The organism is Leptospiraceae bacterium, from assembly GCA_016708435.1.
Lineage (GTDB): Bacteria > Spirochaetota > Leptospiria > Leptospirales > Leptospiraceae > UBA2033.
This window is the reverse complement of the sequence record JADJFV010000002.1, coordinates 389,539-408,569: the sequence shown is the minus strand read 5'-3', so window position 1 is coordinate 408,569 and position 19,031 is coordinate 389,539. Positions and strand designations below refer to the sequence as shown.

At 37.7% G+C, this 19,031-nt stretch carries 20 protein-coding genes and 1 pseudogene; 11 read left to right on the top strand and 10 right to left on the bottom strand.

Annotated features, from left to right (window positions below; all coding sequences use genetic code 11):
- Positions 1-18: 18 nt before the first annotated feature.
- A complete protein-coding gene (locus IPH52_07395; protein MBK7054869.1) occupies positions 19-243 on the bottom strand; it encodes a hypothetical protein in 225 nt (74 codons plus the stop codon).
- A gap of 403 nt (positions 244-646) precedes the next feature.
- Here IPH52_07395 and IPH52_07390 point away from each other — a divergent pair, with 403 nt between their 5' ends.
- Entirely contained in the window at positions 647-796 is a 150-nt protein-coding gene (locus IPH52_07390) for a hypothetical protein (protein MBK7054868.1), read from the top strand.
- Positions 797-992: 196 nt separating this feature from the next.
- On the opposite strand, the gene IPH52_07385 is transcribed toward IPH52_07390, so the two are convergent.
- Entirely contained in the window at positions 993-1,238 is a 246-nt protein-coding gene (locus tag IPH52_07385) for a hypothetical protein (protein ID MBK7054867.1), read from the bottom strand.
- A gap of 425 nt (positions 1,239-1,663) precedes the next feature.
- Complete coding sequence (locus tag IPH52_07380) at positions 1,664-1,849, bottom strand: hypothetical protein (protein ID MBK7054866.1); 186 nt, start codon at positions 1,847-1,849, stop codon at positions 1,664-1,666.
- A 533-nt stretch (positions 1,850-2,382) separates the two neighbouring features.
- Here IPH52_07380 and IPH52_07375 point away from each other — a divergent pair.
- Positions 2,383-3,069 (top strand): DUF4469 domain-containing protein, encoded by a 687-nt coding sequence (locus tag IPH52_07375; GenBank protein MBK7054865.1) that lies wholly within the window; start codon positions 2,383-2,385, stop codon positions 3,067-3,069.
- A 434-nt stretch (positions 3,070-3,503) separates the two neighbouring features.
- Here the strand turns inward: IPH52_07375 and IPH52_07370 are convergent.
- A pseudogene (locus tag IPH52_07370) lies at positions 3,504-3,661 on the bottom strand (SpoIIE family protein phosphatase).
- A gap of 213 nt (positions 3,662-3,874) precedes the next feature.
- Here IPH52_07370 and IPH52_07365 point away from each other — a divergent pair.
- Positions 3,875-4,252, top strand: a complete 378-nt coding sequence (locus IPH52_07365; GenBank protein ID MBK7054864.1) for a hypothetical protein — start codon at positions 3,875-3,877, stop codon at positions 4,250-4,252.
- Positions 4,253-4,310: 58 nt separating this feature from the next.
- Positions 4,311-5,003, top strand: coding sequence for a putative Ig domain-containing protein (locus IPH52_07360; GenBank protein MBK7054863.1), 693 nt, complete (start codon positions 4,311-4,313; stop codon positions 5,001-5,003).
- Positions 5,004-5,191: 188 nt separating this feature from the next.
- Here IPH52_07360 and IPH52_07355 read toward each other — a convergent pair whose 3' ends face one another.
- Positions 5,192-5,422, bottom strand: a complete 231-nt coding sequence (locus tag IPH52_07355) for a hypothetical protein (protein ID MBK7054862.1) — start codon at positions 5,420-5,422, stop codon at positions 5,192-5,194.
- A 158-nt stretch (positions 5,423-5,580) separates the two neighbouring features.
- Here IPH52_07355 and IPH52_07350 point away from each other — a divergent pair, with 158 nt between their 5' ends.
- A complete protein-coding gene (locus tag IPH52_07350; GenBank protein MBK7054861.1) occupies positions 5,581-6,285 on the top strand; it encodes a hypothetical protein in 705 nt (234 codons plus the stop codon).
- A gap of 364 nt (positions 6,286-6,649) precedes the next feature.
- A complete protein-coding gene (locus tag IPH52_07345) occupies positions 6,650-6,991 on the top strand; it encodes a hypothetical protein (protein MBK7054860.1) in 342 nt (113 codons plus the stop codon).
- Between the two features lie 58 nt (positions 6,992-7,049).
- Here IPH52_07345 and IPH52_07340 read toward each other — a convergent pair whose 3' ends face one another.
- The 3 genes from IPH52_07340 to IPH52_07330 all read right to left on the bottom strand — a co-directional run bounded on the left by IPH52_07340 (position 7,050) and on the right by IPH52_07330 (position 9,658).
- A complete protein-coding gene (locus IPH52_07340; GenBank protein MBK7054859.1) occupies positions 7,050-8,180 on the bottom strand; it encodes a DUF1566 domain-containing protein in 1,131 nt (376 codons plus the stop codon).
- Between the two features lie 183 nt (positions 8,181-8,363).
- Positions 8,364-8,813 carry a transposase gene (locus IPH52_07335; protein ID MBK7054858.1) on the bottom strand — a complete coding sequence of 150 codons (450 nt, stop codon included), beginning with the start codon at positions 8,811-8,813 and terminating at the stop codon, positions 8,364-8,366.
- A complete protein-coding gene (locus IPH52_07330; GenBank protein MBK7054857.1) occupies positions 8,783-9,658 on the bottom strand; it encodes a transposase zinc-binding domain-containing protein in 876 nt (291 codons plus the stop codon). Before IPH52_07330 ends, IPH52_07335 begins: the two co-directional genes overlap by 31 nt.
- Before the next feature lie 194 nt (positions 9,659-9,852).
- On the opposite strand from IPH52_07330, the gene IPH52_07325 reads away from it, so the two are divergent.
- Positions 9,853-10,185 (top strand): hypothetical protein, encoded by a 333-nt coding sequence (locus IPH52_07325; GenBank protein MBK7054856.1) that lies wholly within the window; start codon positions 9,853-9,855, stop codon positions 10,183-10,185.
- Between the two features lie 179 nt (positions 10,186-10,364).
- Here IPH52_07325 and IPH52_07320 read toward each other — a convergent pair whose 3' ends face one another.
- Positions 10,365-10,643, bottom strand: coding sequence for a TIGR04454 family lipoprotein (locus IPH52_07320; GenBank protein MBK7054855.1), 279 nt, complete (start codon positions 10,641-10,643; stop codon positions 10,365-10,367).
- Positions 10,644-10,720: 77 nt separating this feature from the next.
- Complete coding sequence (locus IPH52_07315; GenBank protein MBK7054854.1) at positions 10,721-11,863, bottom strand: ATP-binding protein; 1,143 nt, start codon at positions 11,861-11,863, stop codon at positions 10,721-10,723.
- 135 nt (positions 11,864-11,998) lie between these two features.
- Between IPH52_07315 and IPH52_07310 the strand changes: the two genes are divergently transcribed.
- Genes IPH52_07310 through IPH52_07295 form a run of 4 tightly spaced genes read left to right on the top strand, consistent with a single transcriptional unit; the run spans position 11,999 to position 19,028 of the window.
- Complete coding sequence (locus IPH52_07310; protein ID MBK7054853.1) at positions 11,999-13,459, top strand: trypsin-like peptidase domain-containing protein; 1,461 nt, start codon at positions 11,999-12,001, stop codon at positions 13,457-13,459.
- Positions 13,456-14,958 carry a serine protease gene (locus IPH52_07305; protein ID MBK7054852.1) on the top strand — a complete coding sequence of 501 codons (1,503 nt, stop codon included), beginning with the start codon at positions 13,456-13,458 and terminating at the stop codon, positions 14,956-14,958. The genes IPH52_07310 and IPH52_07305 overlap by 4 nt, the downstream gene beginning before the upstream one ends.
- A gap of 15 nt (positions 14,959-14,973) precedes the next feature.
- Complete coding sequence (locus IPH52_07300) at positions 14,974-16,335, top strand: DUF4011 domain-containing protein (protein ID MBK7054851.1); 1,362 nt, start codon at positions 14,974-14,976, stop codon at positions 16,333-16,335.
- On the top strand, positions 16,317-19,028 hold the full coding sequence (locus tag IPH52_07295; protein ID MBK7054850.1) for a hypothetical protein: 2,712 nt from the start codon (positions 16,317-16,319) through the stop codon (positions 19,026-19,028). Before IPH52_07300 ends, IPH52_07295 begins: the two co-directional genes overlap by 19 nt.
- Positions 19,029-19,031 lie beyond the last annotated feature (3 nt).

Sequence of the window (19,031 nt, the reverse complement as noted above, 5' to 3'; positions counted from 1 at the left end):
ACTTCGCGTATGACGTCCTTAAATAAGCATCAATCGGATCAAATAGAAACTACGATACCGATTTACATAGAGCATAGTTTTAGTTAGAAGGGGGAAGAATTTCTGCTTTTTCAGAGAAGAGAAATGATCGAATAGAAATTGGAGCGGATAATAAAACTTAACCGGATGACGAGCGGCATAGGCATGAATCCTAACCTTCCAATACTCGCCAAAGCTGTCCCCTACTCCTGGAAAATGATCCATTTTATAAATCACCTGGACGGATAAGATATAAAATCAAGTCCGGTTTTAGAAATCATTTCGTCTGCATAATAATACAAGTCTGCTGGGCGACATGGCGACATGACCAAAAAATCAGAATGAATTTTTACACCTTGACTTTTCCAACTCTTCATCTACCCTCTGCGGCAAATAGGAATATAACGCGACAGAACTCCCTTGTAACAACAACTCCTTTTGTCCTTTGCGAAATTTAGATTTTCTTTTTCTGTAAGAGAAATTATACCAGGGCGTATATCCCATTCTAGTTCGTTTGGAACTTTTAGAAACAGGAAGGAGAATACAAACCAATCTAGAAAATTAGTAAGGAGCAAAATATGCCACGATTGAAAGAATAATTTTTGATTTTAAATTTTGCGGTGCCAAGATGTTAAAACATTTCCAATTGAATCATGAATTTGAAGAAAGAAAATCATTTAAAGAAAAAGAAATATTCGAAACGTTAGTCGAAGGAAATCTTTCGTCCGTCTGTAAAATTTTTGTGAAAGAATACTTTCCATCTACAGGATTTGAGTAAACTTCCAGAATTTTATTTTGTAAATTAGCGATGATGTATTCGGGAATATTCCGCTTTTGCGTAAATGGATGCTTTGGCTCTATCTAGCAATAGAAGAATTAGCCACTTCAATTATAAGTAGGGCTTCTGTTGGTTGAGCGTTGGAGTAATCTCCTTTCGGGAACAATTGCGATTGGGGCTCTGGCTCTGAGAAGCTCTATTGATAGGATTCCTCTTGTCTGAGTTGGGTCTTCATTCTTAAGTGCTTCATAAAGAAACGAAGCGTAGAGTAGCCCAAGATTTGCATGAATCGGATCCTTATGTCTTTTTCTATCACTACTCCTTCTAAGAGTTCTGTTTTTTCCGAAATAAGACCCTGCTTATACAGTAAATGATAAGCCTCCACACTAATAGGAACTGCTTTCTCGAAGAATGCCTGACGTTCTTGTATTGCGAAACTCATGGCTTTACCTTGAAATTTCAAGGCGTAAAGTCAAGAAAGAAATTTTTTCATAGTGCTAAACATTACATTCGAACCATTCTTTCGGCACCGGAGGATCTTCATCAATGTCCATAGATTGATATTCTTTAGTATATTTGCAATTTAGGCAAGTATACGTATGTATATTGAAATATTCTACATACATATCATGACCCAAGAACCAATCTCGTTTGATATCACTACTATGACATTTCGGGCATCTTAATTTTAAATGCATATTGTTAAACGTTTTCTTTCCGGTAATCTGCATTCAACTTCTCCCATAATTCTAAAAGCTCAAGCAAAACCGGATTGCTGCTGCTTATTCATTGAAAGGTGTTTTGAAGTAAGGGGGAAATTTTTGTAGATTTCGTGCTTAAAAATTGAAGTCAATCGAATAATGGAACCTATGCAACTAATTGTTTTCTTTCGGCAGCTTCTTGTTTTATGACTTCTGGGAAATCCGCAAGCTTTCTATCTTTTGAACCGTTTAACCATTTCAATGTTCTTTCTGTAATTAGAATTTCTTCGTAACCTTTCATTTTAACATTTTTGAAATGCTTTCTTATCCATTTGAAAAAATCATTTGCCATGTCCTGAAATTTTTCGTTTTTTCTTATAAAATCATCTTTGACAAGAGAATCTTTTGTATAAAATACTCGCCCTCTTCTTTTTATATTCCGTCTTGATATCCAGTTCTATATTCTACAACAGGAGATTCAGTGCAGTCTATCAGAAAGTAATTTTGTGTATCAACGTATCGCATCTTCTTCCATGAAGTAAAAGTTAATTTGACTACCCAGCATCAGTATCATCCTCCTCTGCATTATATGCATGAAACTCAATTGGAATCCCTTTGTCTTTATACACTTCTTCAATTTCCTTCACTTTTTTTTGGTGAGGATTTTTCCTTTTTTCCCAAATGGATTAGGGTGGTTCTCTATCGGTCATATCAAAATGTAAAATAATTAATAAACCTAGAAAGTATATTCAATTTACTTGAAATACAGATATTTCAACAGCTTTACAGATGTGAAAGCTTAAATACCACTCTCGCAAATATACCAAATGACAAAGTTAAATTTGTAGTCTAAATTTAATGCAGCTATAAGTGCAAGGAGCCACAATGATAAAATACAATCTAATCAAGAGTAAACTCTTAACAGCGGATAAATCGCCGTTTGTCCCTAAGACAATACAAGAAGGAAATGTATCGCTTGAACAAGCTATGAAAGAAATTGCGTATGGCTCTTCGATTACAGTGGCGGATGTGAAAGCAGTGTTTGAAAATATCGAAAGAGTTTGTATAGACAATCTTTCGCAAGGGAGAAGTATCAACCTTGGCTTTTGTAGTTTACGACCGCAAGTAAAAGGAAATTTCAAAGAAGAGAAAGAAGTCTTTTCTAAAAAGAAACATTGGATAGAAATTTCATTAGCACCTAATATAGCCTTGGGTAAGAAAGTCACCAAGGACGCAAAAGTAGTTCGGGTTAATAGAGATAAACCACAACCTGTAATGCTATCTATCGAAAATCATTCGAATGAAAAAAATACTATCGAGATTGGAGATTTGATTAGTCTTACGGGTGAAAGGCTAGCTTTTGAAAAAACAGATTTGGATTTAGGTTTATTCTTTTTAAAGAAGGACACTGAGATTCGCGTTACTGAATATTCACTTGTGATGAATAAAAAAATCTCTTTTAAGGTTCCCAAAGAAGTCAGCAAGGGAAATGACTATAAGTTGATTCTTAAAACTCGCATGGGCACCAAGATCAAGCTAACAAAACTAACCGATAGTCTAAAAATTTACTAGCCACTCGCGACCGGTTAGCCTTTGCTTCCATAAAACATCAGTGATGTTTTAAAAAAGATCACTGATGTTTCAAAAAAGATCACTGATGTTTCAAAAAAGATCACTGATGTTTCAAAAAAGATCACTGATGTTTTAAGAAAGATCACTGATCTTTTGAAGAATGAAAGACTGCTAAAAGAATTTCCTTGTTTAGAATTGCAGGTTTACTATTTCTTACTTAGATGGTAAATCTCTTTAGGAATATGTCTTTTCTTTCTAGCGCCGAAGCGGCTAATTTGCATTCAACTTCTCGATAAATCTATTACTTTCTATCCAACAAATTAAAAGCTTAAGCAAAAATGGATTGCTCCTTATTCATAAAATGATGTTTTGAACTAAACGGGTAAAATTTATTTAGTTACAATTCTTTATTTATTATTAAATATTTCCATGATCTAAGAAGTATCTACATTAAAATTTTTTATGTTATCATAAATTCCTTTTAGTACCATTGTAATCATCGCAGCTCGAACACCGTGACCGGTTGCATCTGCTTGAAAAATTCTGTAAGTAGAATCGTTACATCATAAAAATCTCCGCCGACTTCTGGCATAGGAATATATGTTTGAACTCATTTCAATAGATGAACCAAACTGTGGACAGAGTATAGATAGGAGATTTTCTAATAGAACTAACTTCTGGTATTTTTTGGTAGTCACCCCAAAGGAGAGGATCAGTTTAGCTTTTCCTTTTTTTAAAATTCATTGACAAGTAAATATATAATATTACAACTTGGGAATTAACAATTCTACGGGAGAATTAATTCATGATTTCCAAATCAAATCACATCAAATCAATAATGCTCATTTTCGCTATTTTGTTTATTAGCTCGTGCGAAACAAAAAAGACGGATAATAGCAGTACCACCGCCATCGCAGTATTAGCCGCTTCTGGATCATCGACGAGTCGCTCAAGTTCTGCTACCGGCTCAACAGCGACGAGTTTTACCATTACCTGCAGTTCTGTTACCAATGGAATCACATTGACTGCGGGAACAGCAATGACCTCTGTGAATTGTTACGCAAGCAATAGTCTTAGCGCTACCTATACAATTTCACCTGCACTTCCGAGTGGTTTGACTTTAACCGCTGGATCGACAAACCACTGCGACCATTACAGGGACACCGACTGTAGATTCTGCTAAGACAACTTACACTTTATCAGGAACTGCAAATGGACAGACCGCAACAACTACTTTTGATTTGACTGTAAATGCAACCGCGCCTACTTACGTTTTTCTTTCTGGAACTTATCCAGCAGGTATTCCTGTTACATCGGCTTCTGTTAGCTATTTCGGATGTGTTCCTTGTACGTTTAGCATTAGTCCTTCTATGCCAGCGGGGCTAACACTAAATACCTCTACAGGTGTGATATCGGGAACTCCTACAACTACTCAGGCATCAACCACTTACACTATAACGCTGACAAATTCAGCAGGTACTAAGACTACAACTTCCGCTTCCATTACTATACCGGCATTAACCGTGTCCTATTCTTCCTTGTTCATTGCTTATTATGCAGTTAATTCTGCAGTCAATTTAACACCAACTGTATCTTCCGCTAGCACAGTAACCTATGCTCTTACAACGGGAACATTGCCTGCCGGAGTTTCCTTAAATACTACAACCGGAGCAATCACGGGCACAACGCCTGCTGGAACCAGCACCACTAGCATTGGAATTACTGCCACTAATTCGTATGGTTCTGTTGTTTCAACTTTATCTTCTTTCAGAGTAAATACAGTTGCGAACATGACTTGCAATACTACAGGTACTTTCGCAGGTTGCGGTGCGTCTACTCCCTATTCTTGCACAGCGAGCAGTATATGCTACGGAAGCTATTCTGGGTCTTCCTCATGTGTGCAGTCTGCCCCGGCAGGTGCTTGTCAGTTTTAGTTGACTTACAATCTATGGCGAGTATTTCGAAAATTGTCTGTTTCCTGCTGATTATGAAATCACAAAGTATAGACATAGTGTAATCACTTTTCGATTTATACTCGTTTTTTTACGAAACCTTACCGAGCAGGCAGATTTCTTAGAGAGAGTTTTAGAATAGGATAGGGCGGGATTTTACTTTTATTCATTTACTTGCCGTTCGTTTTTTGAACTGTTAAAAGATTGATAAAATCTCGGTTAAGTTGATTGATTGAATCCATAACCGAGTGGACGTTGTTCATTTGTTCTGTCGTAATATGAGTAATTTGAATTGCTTCATTATTAATTTGCTCAATCTTTTCACGGAAAGTATTGTAAATTTCCGTTTGACTCTTCATTGTCTCGTCAACAGAATTTACCAGCGAATCAATATTACCCACTTCGCTAATAATTTTTCTTTCTAGTAATCTGCATCCAACTTCTCGATAAATCTATTACTTTCTATCCAACAAATTAAAAGCTTAAAGCAAAAATGGATTGCTCCTTATTCATAAAATGATGTTTTGAACTAAACGGGTAAAATTTTCTCATATTCATCATGCCAACTAAAAAAGCAAAAGCATCCTCCTCAGCAGAAGCAGCTTCATCCACCGCAGCAAAGATCGCCGCGCTCGCTACATTTCACCCTGCCCATGCAACTTCACTCGGCATGCAAGTGTTGGCGGAAGATAAGTTGAAATGGAGAATGCGTCTTCCAAGCACATCGTCAAGTGCGAGTGTGAGTGAGGGCTCCAAAGGCAAAACAAAGAGTAAACGCAAGAAACCCGCATCGAAAGAAGGTGAAATCGTGAGTGCACTCGGTTTCATCTTGACTGAATGGGTGAAGATTCTCGAATCGCGCCGCAGTGGAAGCAGCAGCAGTAGTGCCGCAGCAGCTTCCTCCTCCTCTTCAAATTCCCCTTCTCCTGCCTACTTGAGTCGTCTTAGTGCAATCGCATCTGAGTTGTCATCGAATCCTCTCTGCGAGCCAATCTCAGCAGTTGGAGTGCACGACGCTGGCACTGCCATTCCGTCAGCTGACCTCGACTCCATCATCGCACGCATTCCCAACCCAGTGAAACCTGATTCCGCTGAGTTCACTCCTGGTGAAGAGGAGGATCACACGCTCACGCCACAGCAGAGACAGGAGGAGCAGAGCGCGATGGACACTATTCGACAGAAATACGAACAGGATGCGGCTAATGGAGTCGTGCATCAGAATTTTCTCACAGCTGATCTCCTTGCTGCTGCTCGATTACCATGATTCGTGCGCATGACTCAATTTAAATAACATTCTTTCGCTTCACGCGCCACATTCTCGTGTGATTCGCTTTCGTCGTTTGTCCTATTCTCATCTTTCTAGTAATCTGCATCCGACTTCTCCCATAATTCTATCTCCTTCTATCCCACAAAGTTAAAGCGTAAAGCAAAAGTGGATTGCGTCTCTTTCATCAAGAGATGTTATGAGCTTAACAGGGTAAAATTTTATGGCAATAGCTGAATTGCAACTCATTTCCAAAAACTACGGAATTAAAAAAACTGTGTAGGCAGTTATTTTCATCACAGCACCTTACAAGATAAACCAGAAGACTGGAATTCCCATCAAAGATGAACTTTCGATTTCTAACTTGAATCCCAAAAACATCAAGGGAGATGAATTAAATATTTACGGTCACGGTCTTGTATTTTTAAATCCAAATTATAAAAACACTGAAACTTCTACTCGCATTCGTGATTGGTTAGATTTAGTTTACGAATCCATGCATCATCCCGAAAAAACCAGCATCAATTCGAACAACGACGGAATCAAAAGAGCTTCTCAAATATTAGATTTTGAACATATATCTCCTTCCGAATGGGAACAAAGCAAAATCAGAGAAGGCAGAAAGATGGTGCAGCTAATGGCAAAAGAAGAAGGCGTTGAAGACTTTGGTGTATCGATAGAGTATTTGCCCAAGGGCTTGGATTAACGCACGCCCTTGGGCAAATATGAATAATCCCCCATTCAAAATTCCCAAATATATCCCATCACGGTCCGGAAATACACCGAACAAAATAGCCAGCGTCCTTAATGTTGTTGGTTACGTTACCACCGCCGAAAGACACGTACCACGCGCTGACACTAGAGAAGGCGGACGACGACCAATAATAGCTCACCTGAGTATTCGAAAAAAAAGTATTGATAGAAGGACTTGGAGAGCCTCCACAATTTCCCGCATCGACTGGCATTGTTGTTGTAGTGTTGCATTCGATTAACAATTTCAATTCATTTTTTATAGGAACACGCCAGTTTGTTTTGCCATACGTCCCTGCTCCTGCATTTAAAGCATTGCAAGCTGAATACGCCCCACTTGTCCCGGTCCCATTCAGGATACCAGTTCCTACATCATTGCACGATTGGTCAGTTACACTACAATATGGAACTTGTGTTGCCCCGTAAGCTGTTGCAGTGCCAGTTCCTGTACAATCATTCGTTGCTGATTTCCATGTTTGTCCATAACTGCATTTCATCCATATCAGAGTCTGTGCTGTGTAGGTTTGTCCGCCAAACGTTCCAGCAGTGACATCTAGTTTGACAGTTCCATCATTGCAATCTGTAAAAGTTCCCCAATTTCTTATAACCGTTGAACCAGCACAAGAACTTGCACAGGTAATACTTACATTCGTTACATTTGCAGTTGCCGTTCCTGTGCCACTTGCCACCGAACAGGTTAATCCTGTAGGATGTGTTTTTACCATCACAGCATAAGCTGCCCCACTTGCTATCTTCGTTGTGAATGTGAATATTGCCGCACCGCTTGCCGCTGTCAGATCATCTCCTGCATTGTTTTGCAAAACTAATCCAGATGCAGTAAGTCCTGTAATCGTTCCGCCAATTGTGTAAGTTGCTGCCGTTCCCGTTCCCGTTCCAGTTCCAGTTCCAGTTCCAGTTCCAGTTCCAATTCCAGTTCCAGTTCCAGTTCCAGTTCCAGTTCCAGTTCCAGTTCCAGTTCCAGTTCCAATTCCAGTTCCAATTCCAGTTCCAGTTCCAGTAGCCGACGAACTACCCATTAATCCCAACGCCCAGATGGGAGTTTCTTTTTTCTTTTTCTCACATCCAGCAAGAGCTAGAATTCCCATAAGAACAACAACAAGCAACGAATACGGACTGTTTGCCATTAGACACAACGAACTTTTCTTTCTAGTAATCTGCATCCAACTTCTCCCATAATTCTATCTCCTTCTATCCCACAAAGTTAAAAGCCCGACTATTGTGAAGATATACCTCTGGTATCCAAGAAAAACCTGGCTTTAAAAAATGTCAATAGGATTCAAAATTCAAAAGTAATAATTCGAGATTATTTATGGAGGACGAGCCTTTGGTCGAAAGTAACCGTTCAGATAGGTATGCGTTTCTTTTAATCCTTCCATTGTCTTTCTCGCGGAGTAAGAATAAACGACAGTTAGCTGCATTCGCTTTGCGCAATCTGGACAATGCTGCGGCTTTGCATCGAAACTATTTTCTATCGCTTGTGCCCAAGTTCGTTGTTCGATGAATTCAAGCTTTTCTTTGATGCGGTTTGCATAGATTCCATAATAACGAATCATTTTTCGGTTTGGTTCAGGTAGAAAAAATAACATCCGCGCCATGAATTCATAAACATCAATCGTTTGTTCCTGAAAACTTTTCTCTCGTGTATCTTTCTCTACCCAACTCTTGTATCGAAATGTAACAGTTGCTAGTCCGGTTGGTAGCCTAGGCGAGCTTGCCGAACCATCATCTACTTTTGAATCTGTGAATTGTGAAAACATCCTGATGCAATATACTCCGCTGTTCTAAAAAGTGGTTCTTTCTCTTCTCCTGCAATCGGCTGAAAATAAACATGAAAACCATTCTTGTATTTGTTTTGGATAACAAGAGATTCCGCTTTTGTGATAACTTTTTCTTTTTCGTAATGTTTACAGAATGCCTTCATCCATGAAAATGCAAATTTCTTGTAACGCAAAAAAGAAAGATTTAATACTTCCTTTGTCTCTTTGTGGATAATAGCTGTTGTTCCAACAAGGTGCACGTGTGGATTAAAATTTAAGCTATTGCCGCATTTGTGTAGGGTGGCAATACTTCCGGGTAACCAATCTTTGTCAGTGATTGTAAATTCTTCCTTCTTAAATTTCAGTTTTGCGAATTTGATTAATTCTTTCTTGTATACCTCAGCCGCGATAGAAATCATATCTTCGACTTCGCCTCTTCTCAGGAAAAGAATATTAGATACAGTCCCTGGAATGGTAAAGGTAATATGAATATGCCGCAAGTCTATGTTTAGTATATGAGAAAGATTAACCGACCAACCGAAAAGTTTCTTGCGATAACAGGACAAACAAAGTCTTGATTTACAACTAAATGGAACGATTAAGTTTACGTCGCATTCTTCACAAGAATATCTCTGGAACCCATTCTGAAAATTCCGCAACCTAAAAAGCTTTTCCACCTCTTCTATTTTCCCGTCCGAAAGTTCTCCATACTTCGACAAGAATCTTGTGTTATAAATTCTCCGAAACTCTTCCCAGTGATCCATCCAAATAGATTTGTATAGACTCCATCTTTCGAAGGCGGGAAGGTAAGCTGGTTTAATTTTTTCGGTTGAACAAATATACAAAGTAGTCTGACTCCTACTCTGTATAGGTAAGAAAACGAAAAAGATGTGCAAATTTACTAAAGCCCCAACGGGGCGCAATACTCGTCGCATGGGCGTCCGTTCAACCCATGCATATAATATATTCTAGCTTGCGTATTCAGTTTTGATCTTGAAAAAGTGATTTGTGAAAATGGGGATATATTTTTTTTATAATTATGCGCAATAGTAATCAAAATCGTATTTGTAAATCCTCTGTGCCTCCGTGCCTCTCTGGCAAAAGAATCTTCCTTTTAGCAATCCTAATCCTCTTTGGATTCTCTCTTTTTGGGCAGGAATTTTCTAGCGAAGAAGAATCTAAGCCCCTACTTCGAGTGTTTCCAATTTTTCGACCGGAAGAATGTGAATGGGCAATTCGCTTTGATGTGTGTTTACGATGTATGAAAAAAAGAGAGCGTTATGCGCAAAGAATTCTATTTATGAAAGAAGGCGGACCTTACCGCGAACACGGTTGCTACACGGACGAGAAAGGATTTTATGTGTTGAGGTGACTAGGATTAGCCACAGAGGCACGGAGACACAGAGGTTTTTCGGGAGAGTCCTTTGAAAAATATTGCTTGTTTTCGTAATTAAGGTTAATATAAATCAATTACAATGTGATATTTGTTCCAAACACGGAAACTCAGAACTCAATCTTCTCTGTGTCTCCGTGCCTCTGTGGCAATAATTTTTATTTTTTACAAGTTTGTAAAGCAGCGATGTTGGTTGCAGCTTTTAAGCAATCTAGATTGTATTTTCCAGAGGTGCATTCTTTTACAACGCCTGCTTTGAGAGTTCCTTCCATAGCTTTTACTTTTTCTGCTTCTTCAGGCTTTAACTCTTTTGCTAAATTGGTAAACATTTGGTTTACGATTGGCTCGCATTCAGCAGCGCTTACAGCTTCTTTGCCGCAATTAGAAAACACGATAGATGCTCCGAGTAACATAGCGATAACTAATATTTTTTTCATTCGATTTGATTCCTTCAATGGTTTTTTTACTCAAAATATCCTTGCTAGGCTCAATGAAAACCGTTTTTTTCTTTTTTTTAAACTTCTTCGGGGTTGTCGGCGGGATTTTTGGAAATTCGAACTCGTATTTCATTGCCTAAAAAGTTCCAATTGACCTGAAATAATTTTTTCATGATATGAATTCCTCGACCGGTTGGAACATGAATGCGATCCGGTCTAGCGGGATCAGGAATTAATTCTGGCTCAAAACCTTTGCCACTATCAATCACATAGACATCTAAAAATTTACTGGTTTCAAATACTTGCACAGTCACTTCATCATCAAAACGTCTACCCCCATGCTCGACTGCATTGTCTAAAGTTTCATCTATGATAATGCTAAACCAAAATTCGTTTAGGAACTTCTTCCAATTTTCTAGCTCGTAAATTTTCCAGAGTTCTTCTTTTAGAGATTGTGCACCTGCCAAATTGGATGGGGCAATCGATTGAATCACTAGCCTAGGTAATTCTCCGTATATAAAAATGGAAAGAAAGCCCGGATAAAAAGCGATAAATTTGAATTGAATAAGAGAGAGTAAAACCACAGAGAGAAATAGAATATCAATAAAGAGAACATTGACATTCGCCTTGAGGACATTGTAGTCAAGGGTCAAATAATAATTTAAAGTCAAAATGAAAACTATGAGGATTACAAGATAAGAAAGAGAGCGGTAAAGGAATTTCTTCAGTCGATTGCTCGCATGGGTCAACTTGTAAATTACGATCACTAAAAAAGAAAGAAGCGCAAACACAGAAAAGGCTCTTGTCAAGAAATAGTTAATTTTCTCATAGAATTGACTTTCAAGCGGGAAATGGGCATCGAAATAGGGAATCGAAAAAGTCTGAATGGTAATCAAGTAACCTACTCCACCAACGAAAGCAGTGTAAATGGTTATCAATACTTCTCGCCTTCGATAAAACGGGAAGTGCAATCCAAAAATTACTAACAAATAAACTGTTAAGTTAGAATAAACAATCTGTTGAAGATAAAAGGAAGCAAAGTCTATCACTTGCAATTTATGCAAAATTTCCATAAAATTCCAGAGACTTAAAGTAAGTCCAAACAGACCGAAAGATATCTTTGTAGAAGTAATAGGAACGCGAAATACAGAAACTAAAAACAGCATAAAGACGATTAAAATCGTGAGAATAGAAAATAATATTTCAACAATTAAGTTCATTTCAAAAAAATAATCTTTACTATATAGAATGCGAAAGTTAATTAACTTTCAGCTAGTAAATTATGACACATATTCTAATCTAATGCATTTTTCTAGCAATAACTAATTTAAACCAAATGAGAAAACTTTAAATTTATGAAATACATTCTAACTTTCCTGTTTTTGTTCCTACCAATCGCTTCTATTTTGAGTCAGCAAATCTCTGACTTTGATAAAGTTCGAAAAGGTGTTGTTCAGATTCGCACTTATTCACAGGGGCTCGATGCTTTTTCCCCTTGGCTCACAACGGGTGTGCGTGCAAGTGGTGGAACAGGTTTCATCATTGATAAAAATAAAATCATGACAAACGCTCATGTCATCTCAAATGCAAAATACATTCAAGTCCAACGATACAACCAAACAACTTGGTATGAAGTAGAAATTCTATTTGTTGCCCACGACTGCGATCTAGCTTTATTAAAAGCAAAAGACGAATCCTTCTATGAAGACTCCACTTCTTTTGAACTAGGCGCAATTCCTGATCTAAATTCTTCTATCACAGTAGTTGGCTACCCGATTGGCGGGGACAAAATCTCTGTTAGCCGCGGAATTGTTTCAAGAAAAGAGCAATCTACTTACGCCCACTCGGAAGTTGACAGCCATCTCGTGATTCAAGTCGATGCAGCGATTAATCCCGGTAATTCGGGCGGACCTGCTATACAGGATAACAAAGTTGTCGGAGTTGCCTTTCAAGTTGCGAGCCGAGGGGAAAATATCGGTTATCTGATACCTACTACTGTTATAAAATATTTTTTAAAAGACATTGAAGACGGAAAGTATGACGGCTACGTAGAGTTAGGCGTTCGAACTTTAAATTCGTTTAATAATACCCTGAGAGAATTTCGAAAAATTCCAAAAGATCTAAATGGAGTCTTTGTCACCAAAGTATTAAAAGGAGGAAGTGCAGAAGGATTTTTAAAGAAGAATGATTTGCTTCTTGAAATTGACGGACTCCCGATTGGACGAAATGGAACCATCGTTCTCGATAAAGATGCACGCATTGATTTTGTTGAGATTGTAGACAATAAGCATTCAAACGAACAAATTTCGTTTCGAGTTTTTAGAGACGGGCAGCAAATCACTGTTAACTTCCCTGCAAAACGAATGGATGAATTTACTTATATGCGACACAAATACGATGAGCCCTTCGACTACTTCGTATTAGGCGGACTTGTATTTCAACCAATTTCTAGAGACTTACTCCAAGAGTGGAATAAAAACAATGAAACGCAGGGCGGAAGTCAATTCCTTTACCGCTTCTTTTACTTTATAGATGATGATCTTTGCAAAGATGTGGAATCTGACGTTATTTTGTATCGCAAGCTCGCTCACCCAATCAATACAAACTCGGATTATTTTCTAAACATGGTAGTAGAGTCAGTGAATGATATAAGAATTCAAAACATCAAACACTTCAAAGAAATTGTAGCAAAAAAAGACTATTCCTTCGTGAAAATCAAATTTAGAGATGTAGATGTTCCTCTGATTCTCAAAAAAGAAGACATCGAAAAAGCAGACAAAGAAGTGCAAACTGTTTACAAGGTAGGAAATAAATGAAATCAAAACTGCTCATTACTTTCATCTTTTTTTTGAGCGCATACTCTTCTTTATTCTCTCTTGAGACGATTGAAGATAAATTCAAAAACACAGTAGTGCAGGTCAAAATCACAACGCAGTCGCCTAATTTTTTATTTCCCTGGCAGCCGAAAAAGCCTCAGACTAGCGGAGCCGTCGGAGTCGTTCTGGCAAACAAGCGGATACTTGTGTTTACCTCCTTGATTGATTATTATACTTCTATTGAAGTTAAAAAGTTTTCTTCTTATACCTCGGTGCCAGCAACTGTAATCAAGATGGACTATGAATCTAACCTAAGTGTTTTGGAAGTTTCCGATCCTGATTTTTTTAAAGACTTAGTCCCAATTCAATTCGAAACAAAAATAGAGCCGTTTAAACCTGTTTCGATTTTACAGTTAGATAATTCCGGTTCGATTCAGAATTCAAAGGGACGATTGACCGGGATTGACATGGAAAATTATCCAATGGGTTATACTGAATTACCCTACCTGCATGTAAACTCAAACGAGAAGTTAGATGGAAACGGCGAGTTGATTTTAGATAACGACAAAGCCGTTGGAGTATTATACAGATTTACCGCTTCTAAAAATTCCGGCAAGGCAATTCCTAGTTTTGTAATCAACACCTTTATCAAACAAAAATTTGAAAAAACAAAAGGAACAGTTTTTCCTTTTAAAGGATTTCGTTTTAGACCAATCCCCGATGAAACGACAAAGGAATACTTTGGACTCGACAAAAAAACAGACGGCGTCTTAGTTGCAGAAGTAATCCCCTACTCCTCTGCAGATAAATACTTGCAGTTAAATGACATTATCCTCGAATATGGTGGAATGAAAATTGATTCACAGGGATACTTCAAACATCCAGTCTACGGCAAACAATACATATCCTTTCTCGCTCACTCTGGAGAAGAATTTGGCTTTAAAATGGGAAGCAAAATTCCAGTTAAAATTCTGCGAAACAAAAAAGAAGAAACCATTTCCATTCCCCTAAAAGCATTTCCATACAAATCTGTAAAAATCCCATACATGAACAATGAAGGCAAAGAGCCTGAATACTTAATCAAGGGCGGATTTATCTTTGCAGAACTTTCTGAGTTTTTGATGAAAGAGTTTGGCACAAGTTGGCGCTCTAGAATTGACAAGAAATTGCTATATTTAAACGACTACTACCGTATGAACAAGAAAGGGGATACCGGTCGTTATGTGCTTCTAGTTCAAGTCTTGCCAGATGATTCAAACAATGGCTATCATTCTTTGAGCTTTGAGATAATCAAAACCATCAATGGAAAACCACTCAAATCCATTCGAGAATTAGACGCTGCTCTAAATGAAGGAAGTTCTTTTGAATCAGGCGAAGGAAAGTTTTTGAGTTTACAAACAGAGAATGGCTCTGAGATAGTTTTAGATAAATCGACTTTGAAAGAAATCGATGCAAAAATCCAGAAAAAATTTGGAATTGAAAGGTTAAAGAATTTCTAGGAAATCGCTGCATTTATGAATTACGCACAGACAATGATTGAAAAAGCCTGCGAGCAGTGGATACAAGAACTGACGGATTTATCGCGCCGTAACAATTTACTTTATTACCGCGATTTAAAAGTAGGAACTTTAGAACTTCTAAAATACAACGAACAAGTCTTAATAGATTTTTTTAATGGGGATAAGATTTCGATTAATGATTTGCTGTCTTTAAAAGACAATAACGCTGAAATTTATAGAAAAATAAAAATCATTCATAAACGATCCAAGCAGAATTTAGAAGAAAGAGGTATCGACACATTACTATTAGCCTACGGCTTCGTATCATGGCAAGAGGATGACGGCGGTATTCCGCCCAAGGCTCCCCTACTTTTAATTCCAATCGCAATTGACAATAAAAGCAAAATTTATCTTTCCCATAACGGTGAGTCTATCATTAATCCAGTCTTACTCGCTTACTTAGAGAAAGCGCATAATATCCGACTTGCCCCTGAGCAATTGCTGAACGAAGAAGGCGTAGAAAATTCCGAAGAGACTATTCCTGATATCGAAGCGATTTCTCAAAGACTAAAAACTTTAACAAAGAAAAAAGTTCCTACTCTTAAAGTAGAAAAGCAGCTAATACTCAGTAACTTCTCATTTCAGAAGATGTCAATGGTAGAGGATATTAAATTCCAAAAGGAAAATCCTAACAATAACAATGAGTTAGTTTTTGCGATGGCAGGTAACGAGCTTGCGATTCGAAAGTTAAAAGAAAATACAAGTGACGTTGACCCCAAAAAATTTGATTTAATTCCTCCAGAAGATGACTTCATTGTTTTTGATTGCGACTCCAGCCAGCAAAGTGTAATTCAAGCTGTATTAAGAGGTGAGAACTGCACCATTCAAGGTCCACCGGGCACCGGCAAAAGTCAAACGATTGCAAATCTAATTGTAACACTTGTGGCTAATGGCAAAAAAGTTTTGTTTGTCGCAGAAAAAAAAGCTGCACTAGAAGTTGTAAAGCGACGCTTAGATCAAAAGAAACTTGGTCATCTGCTATTAGATTTACACGGAACGGGAATTTCTCGCAAGATGGTATTAGATCAATTCAAAGAAAGCTTAGATTTGATTCGCAATCCAAGAAACGTAGATGTAGGCGACACGCATAAGCAATTCGCAAAAAAACGCAGAGAGTTAAATGCTCATGCAGAACAATTTCATAAGAAAAGAACTCCTTCAAATAAAAGTGTTTATGAAATCCAATCTTTACTTTTAAATTTTTCCAATGAAGAAAAAAGCCAAACCAAGTTTACAGGAACAGAATTAGAAAAACTAACGCCTGATATTGTAGATAGCCTAAAGGGAAACTTGAAGAGTTGCACAAACCTAGTTTAGCCGCTCTATTTTTGGATTCAAAAGCTTCTCCGTGGCAAACAACGAGTATCTCCACTGTGGAAGATGCGACAGTATTATTTAATTCTGTAAACAAAATATTTAAACAACTCCAATTGCTCGAACAAGAGTTTTCAAAACTTTCCGCTTATGGTCTCAATGAGTCTAAAAATTTCAAAGAAATTGAAGGTATGATTCATTTAATGGAAAGAGTCAACTCAATGTATGATCTATACACTGACAATCCTGAAATATTCAAAGTAGATTTAAAATATTTCTTACAAATCAAAGAGGCATTTAAAGAAGAAAACGATTTTAATTTAGGACTCGGCTATTTAAAACAATTGTATATTTCTAATGAAACAACGCCTATTCTTATAAACAAAAAAATCAATCTATTAACAGACATTAGCCGCACAGTAGATAAGTATTCAGAAAAAATATACGCAGAAGATTTACAAAAATATATTGAAATCTTAGAATCTGCTGAATCTAAAAAATGGTTTTCCAATTTCTTCGACAATGAGTTAAAGAACGCAATGGACTCTTTGAAAAAGTTGCGTATTTCCCATGACGTTTCTCGCGAAGAATTACTCAGTGAAATAAAAAAGATTCTACTTCAAGTAAAACAATGGCAAGAGCTTTTTCCAACGAATCCTTTTCCTGAGAAAAAAACCATTAAGCTTTTGCGGGACAATGAATTTTTTACAAAAATTGCAACGACTGAGTTTTGGAAAAATTATGAGTCCATTCGAAATTCTCGAAGTCCACTCCCCTCTTCTGATTTAGAATTTTTTCAAGAAATAGAAACAATCAGTGGACTGTTGCGAGAATGGAAAGCCCAGCATCGGGCTACTGTATATCCAGAACCAGTAAGAGATTGGCGAAGCATCAATACATATTTTTCTGAACTGCAAAAAGAAATTCAACTCACAAAATCAAAGATCAATCAAAATCAAATCGATAGACTTTCCCTCGATGAGATTTCGGGAATCTTTAGAGACCTCAACCAGGACTCACAGGCAATGTCTTTCGGCAGTGTAAAAGAAATCGAGAAAGAGTTTAACGCGCGTAATGCGATGTCTTTCCTAATAGAAATCAAACAGAGCAAATCCGATCCGAGTGTTTGGGTAAGGCAATTTGAGTATGCATGGCTTCATTCCTGCTTAGAAGATGCGTATAGAGAAGATGCTAAGTTAAAAATATTTCACGGAAAAACACAGAGCGAATTAGTAAGTGAATTCCAGGACTTAGATAAAAAGAGACTGGAGCTAACAAAGGATAGACTCCACTACCGTCATGCGAGATGGGTCATGCAGCAAATGAGCCAGCACGGTGATGAGGAAAATTTAGTCAGAGCAGAAACAAATAAAAAATCAGCAAGACTATCCCTTCGCAAATTACTACCCGAAACTCCAAATGTTTTAACAAGTCTTCGTCCTTGCTGGATGGCGAGTCCGTTATCCATTAGCCAGTTGATAGATGCTAAGAAGCAATACTTTGATGTTGTAATCTTTGACGAAGCAAGTCAGATTATACCTGCAGATTCTATTCCGGCAATTATGAGAAGCAAACAAATCGTTGTCGCAGGGGATACAAAGCAGTTGCCGCCAACTGATTTTTTTAAGGCAAATCTAGAAGAAGATGAAAGCGAAGAAGTGTCTCACACAAAAGGATTCGAAAGTCTACTGAATCGAACAGCTAGCTTTCTAAACGAAAGACAATTGCTATGGCACTATCGCAGTCGCTCGGAAGAGCTGATCGCATTTTCCAATGAAACCATTTATCTAAACAAGTTAATTACATTCCCAAGTCCGAAAAATACCCGTGTGATTTCACATGTATTGGTTCCTTTTACTTTAGGACAGACCTCGGACGAAAGCGAAGACATGGAAGTAGCAAGAGTCATTGAATTGGTATTAAACCACGCAACTACTCGCCCAAAAGAGACGTTAGGCGTAATTACAATGGGTATTTCCCACGCCCAAAAAATTGAGTCAGCGCTAGAGTCCGCACTCAAAGAAAAACCTGATTTAGAACCGTTCTTTAATGAAGAAATTACAGATCATTTTTTTATTAAGAATATTGAGCAAGTTCAGGGAGATGAAAGAGATGCTATCATTTTATCTATAGGCTATGTAAAAGAGGAAAATGGAAATTTGCCGCATAACTTTGGACCCTTAACTCATCAGGGCGGCGAACGACGATTGAACGTAGCTATCACACGCGCAAGACAACGTATGACGATAGTATCTTCTTTTAAAGATACGGATATTGATTTAGAGAGATCAAACTCTGAAGGCGTTCGCTTACTAAAACTCTATTTGAACTATGCGAATTACGGTGGTAAACCGCAAGCATCAAACGAAACAGATGCATTAAACCCATTGGAACAAGAAATATTCGATACGTTGGAGCGAAACGGAATTCCTTTGGTATCTAAATTTGGATTTTCTCAATATAGAATTGATATGGTCGCAAAGCATCCAACAAAAAGCGAATATGTATTGGCCATTGAATGCGATGGAGAATACTATGCATCAAGCCCAACTGCTAAAGAGCGAGACCGTTTGAGAGAACAGCAATTAGCCTCACTTGGTTGGAAGTTTTATAGAATTTGGCTTTTGGATTGGGTTAATAATAAAGAACAAGAAATAGAAAAAATTAAAAGAGCTTACGAAGAGGCAAGTCAATAAGCC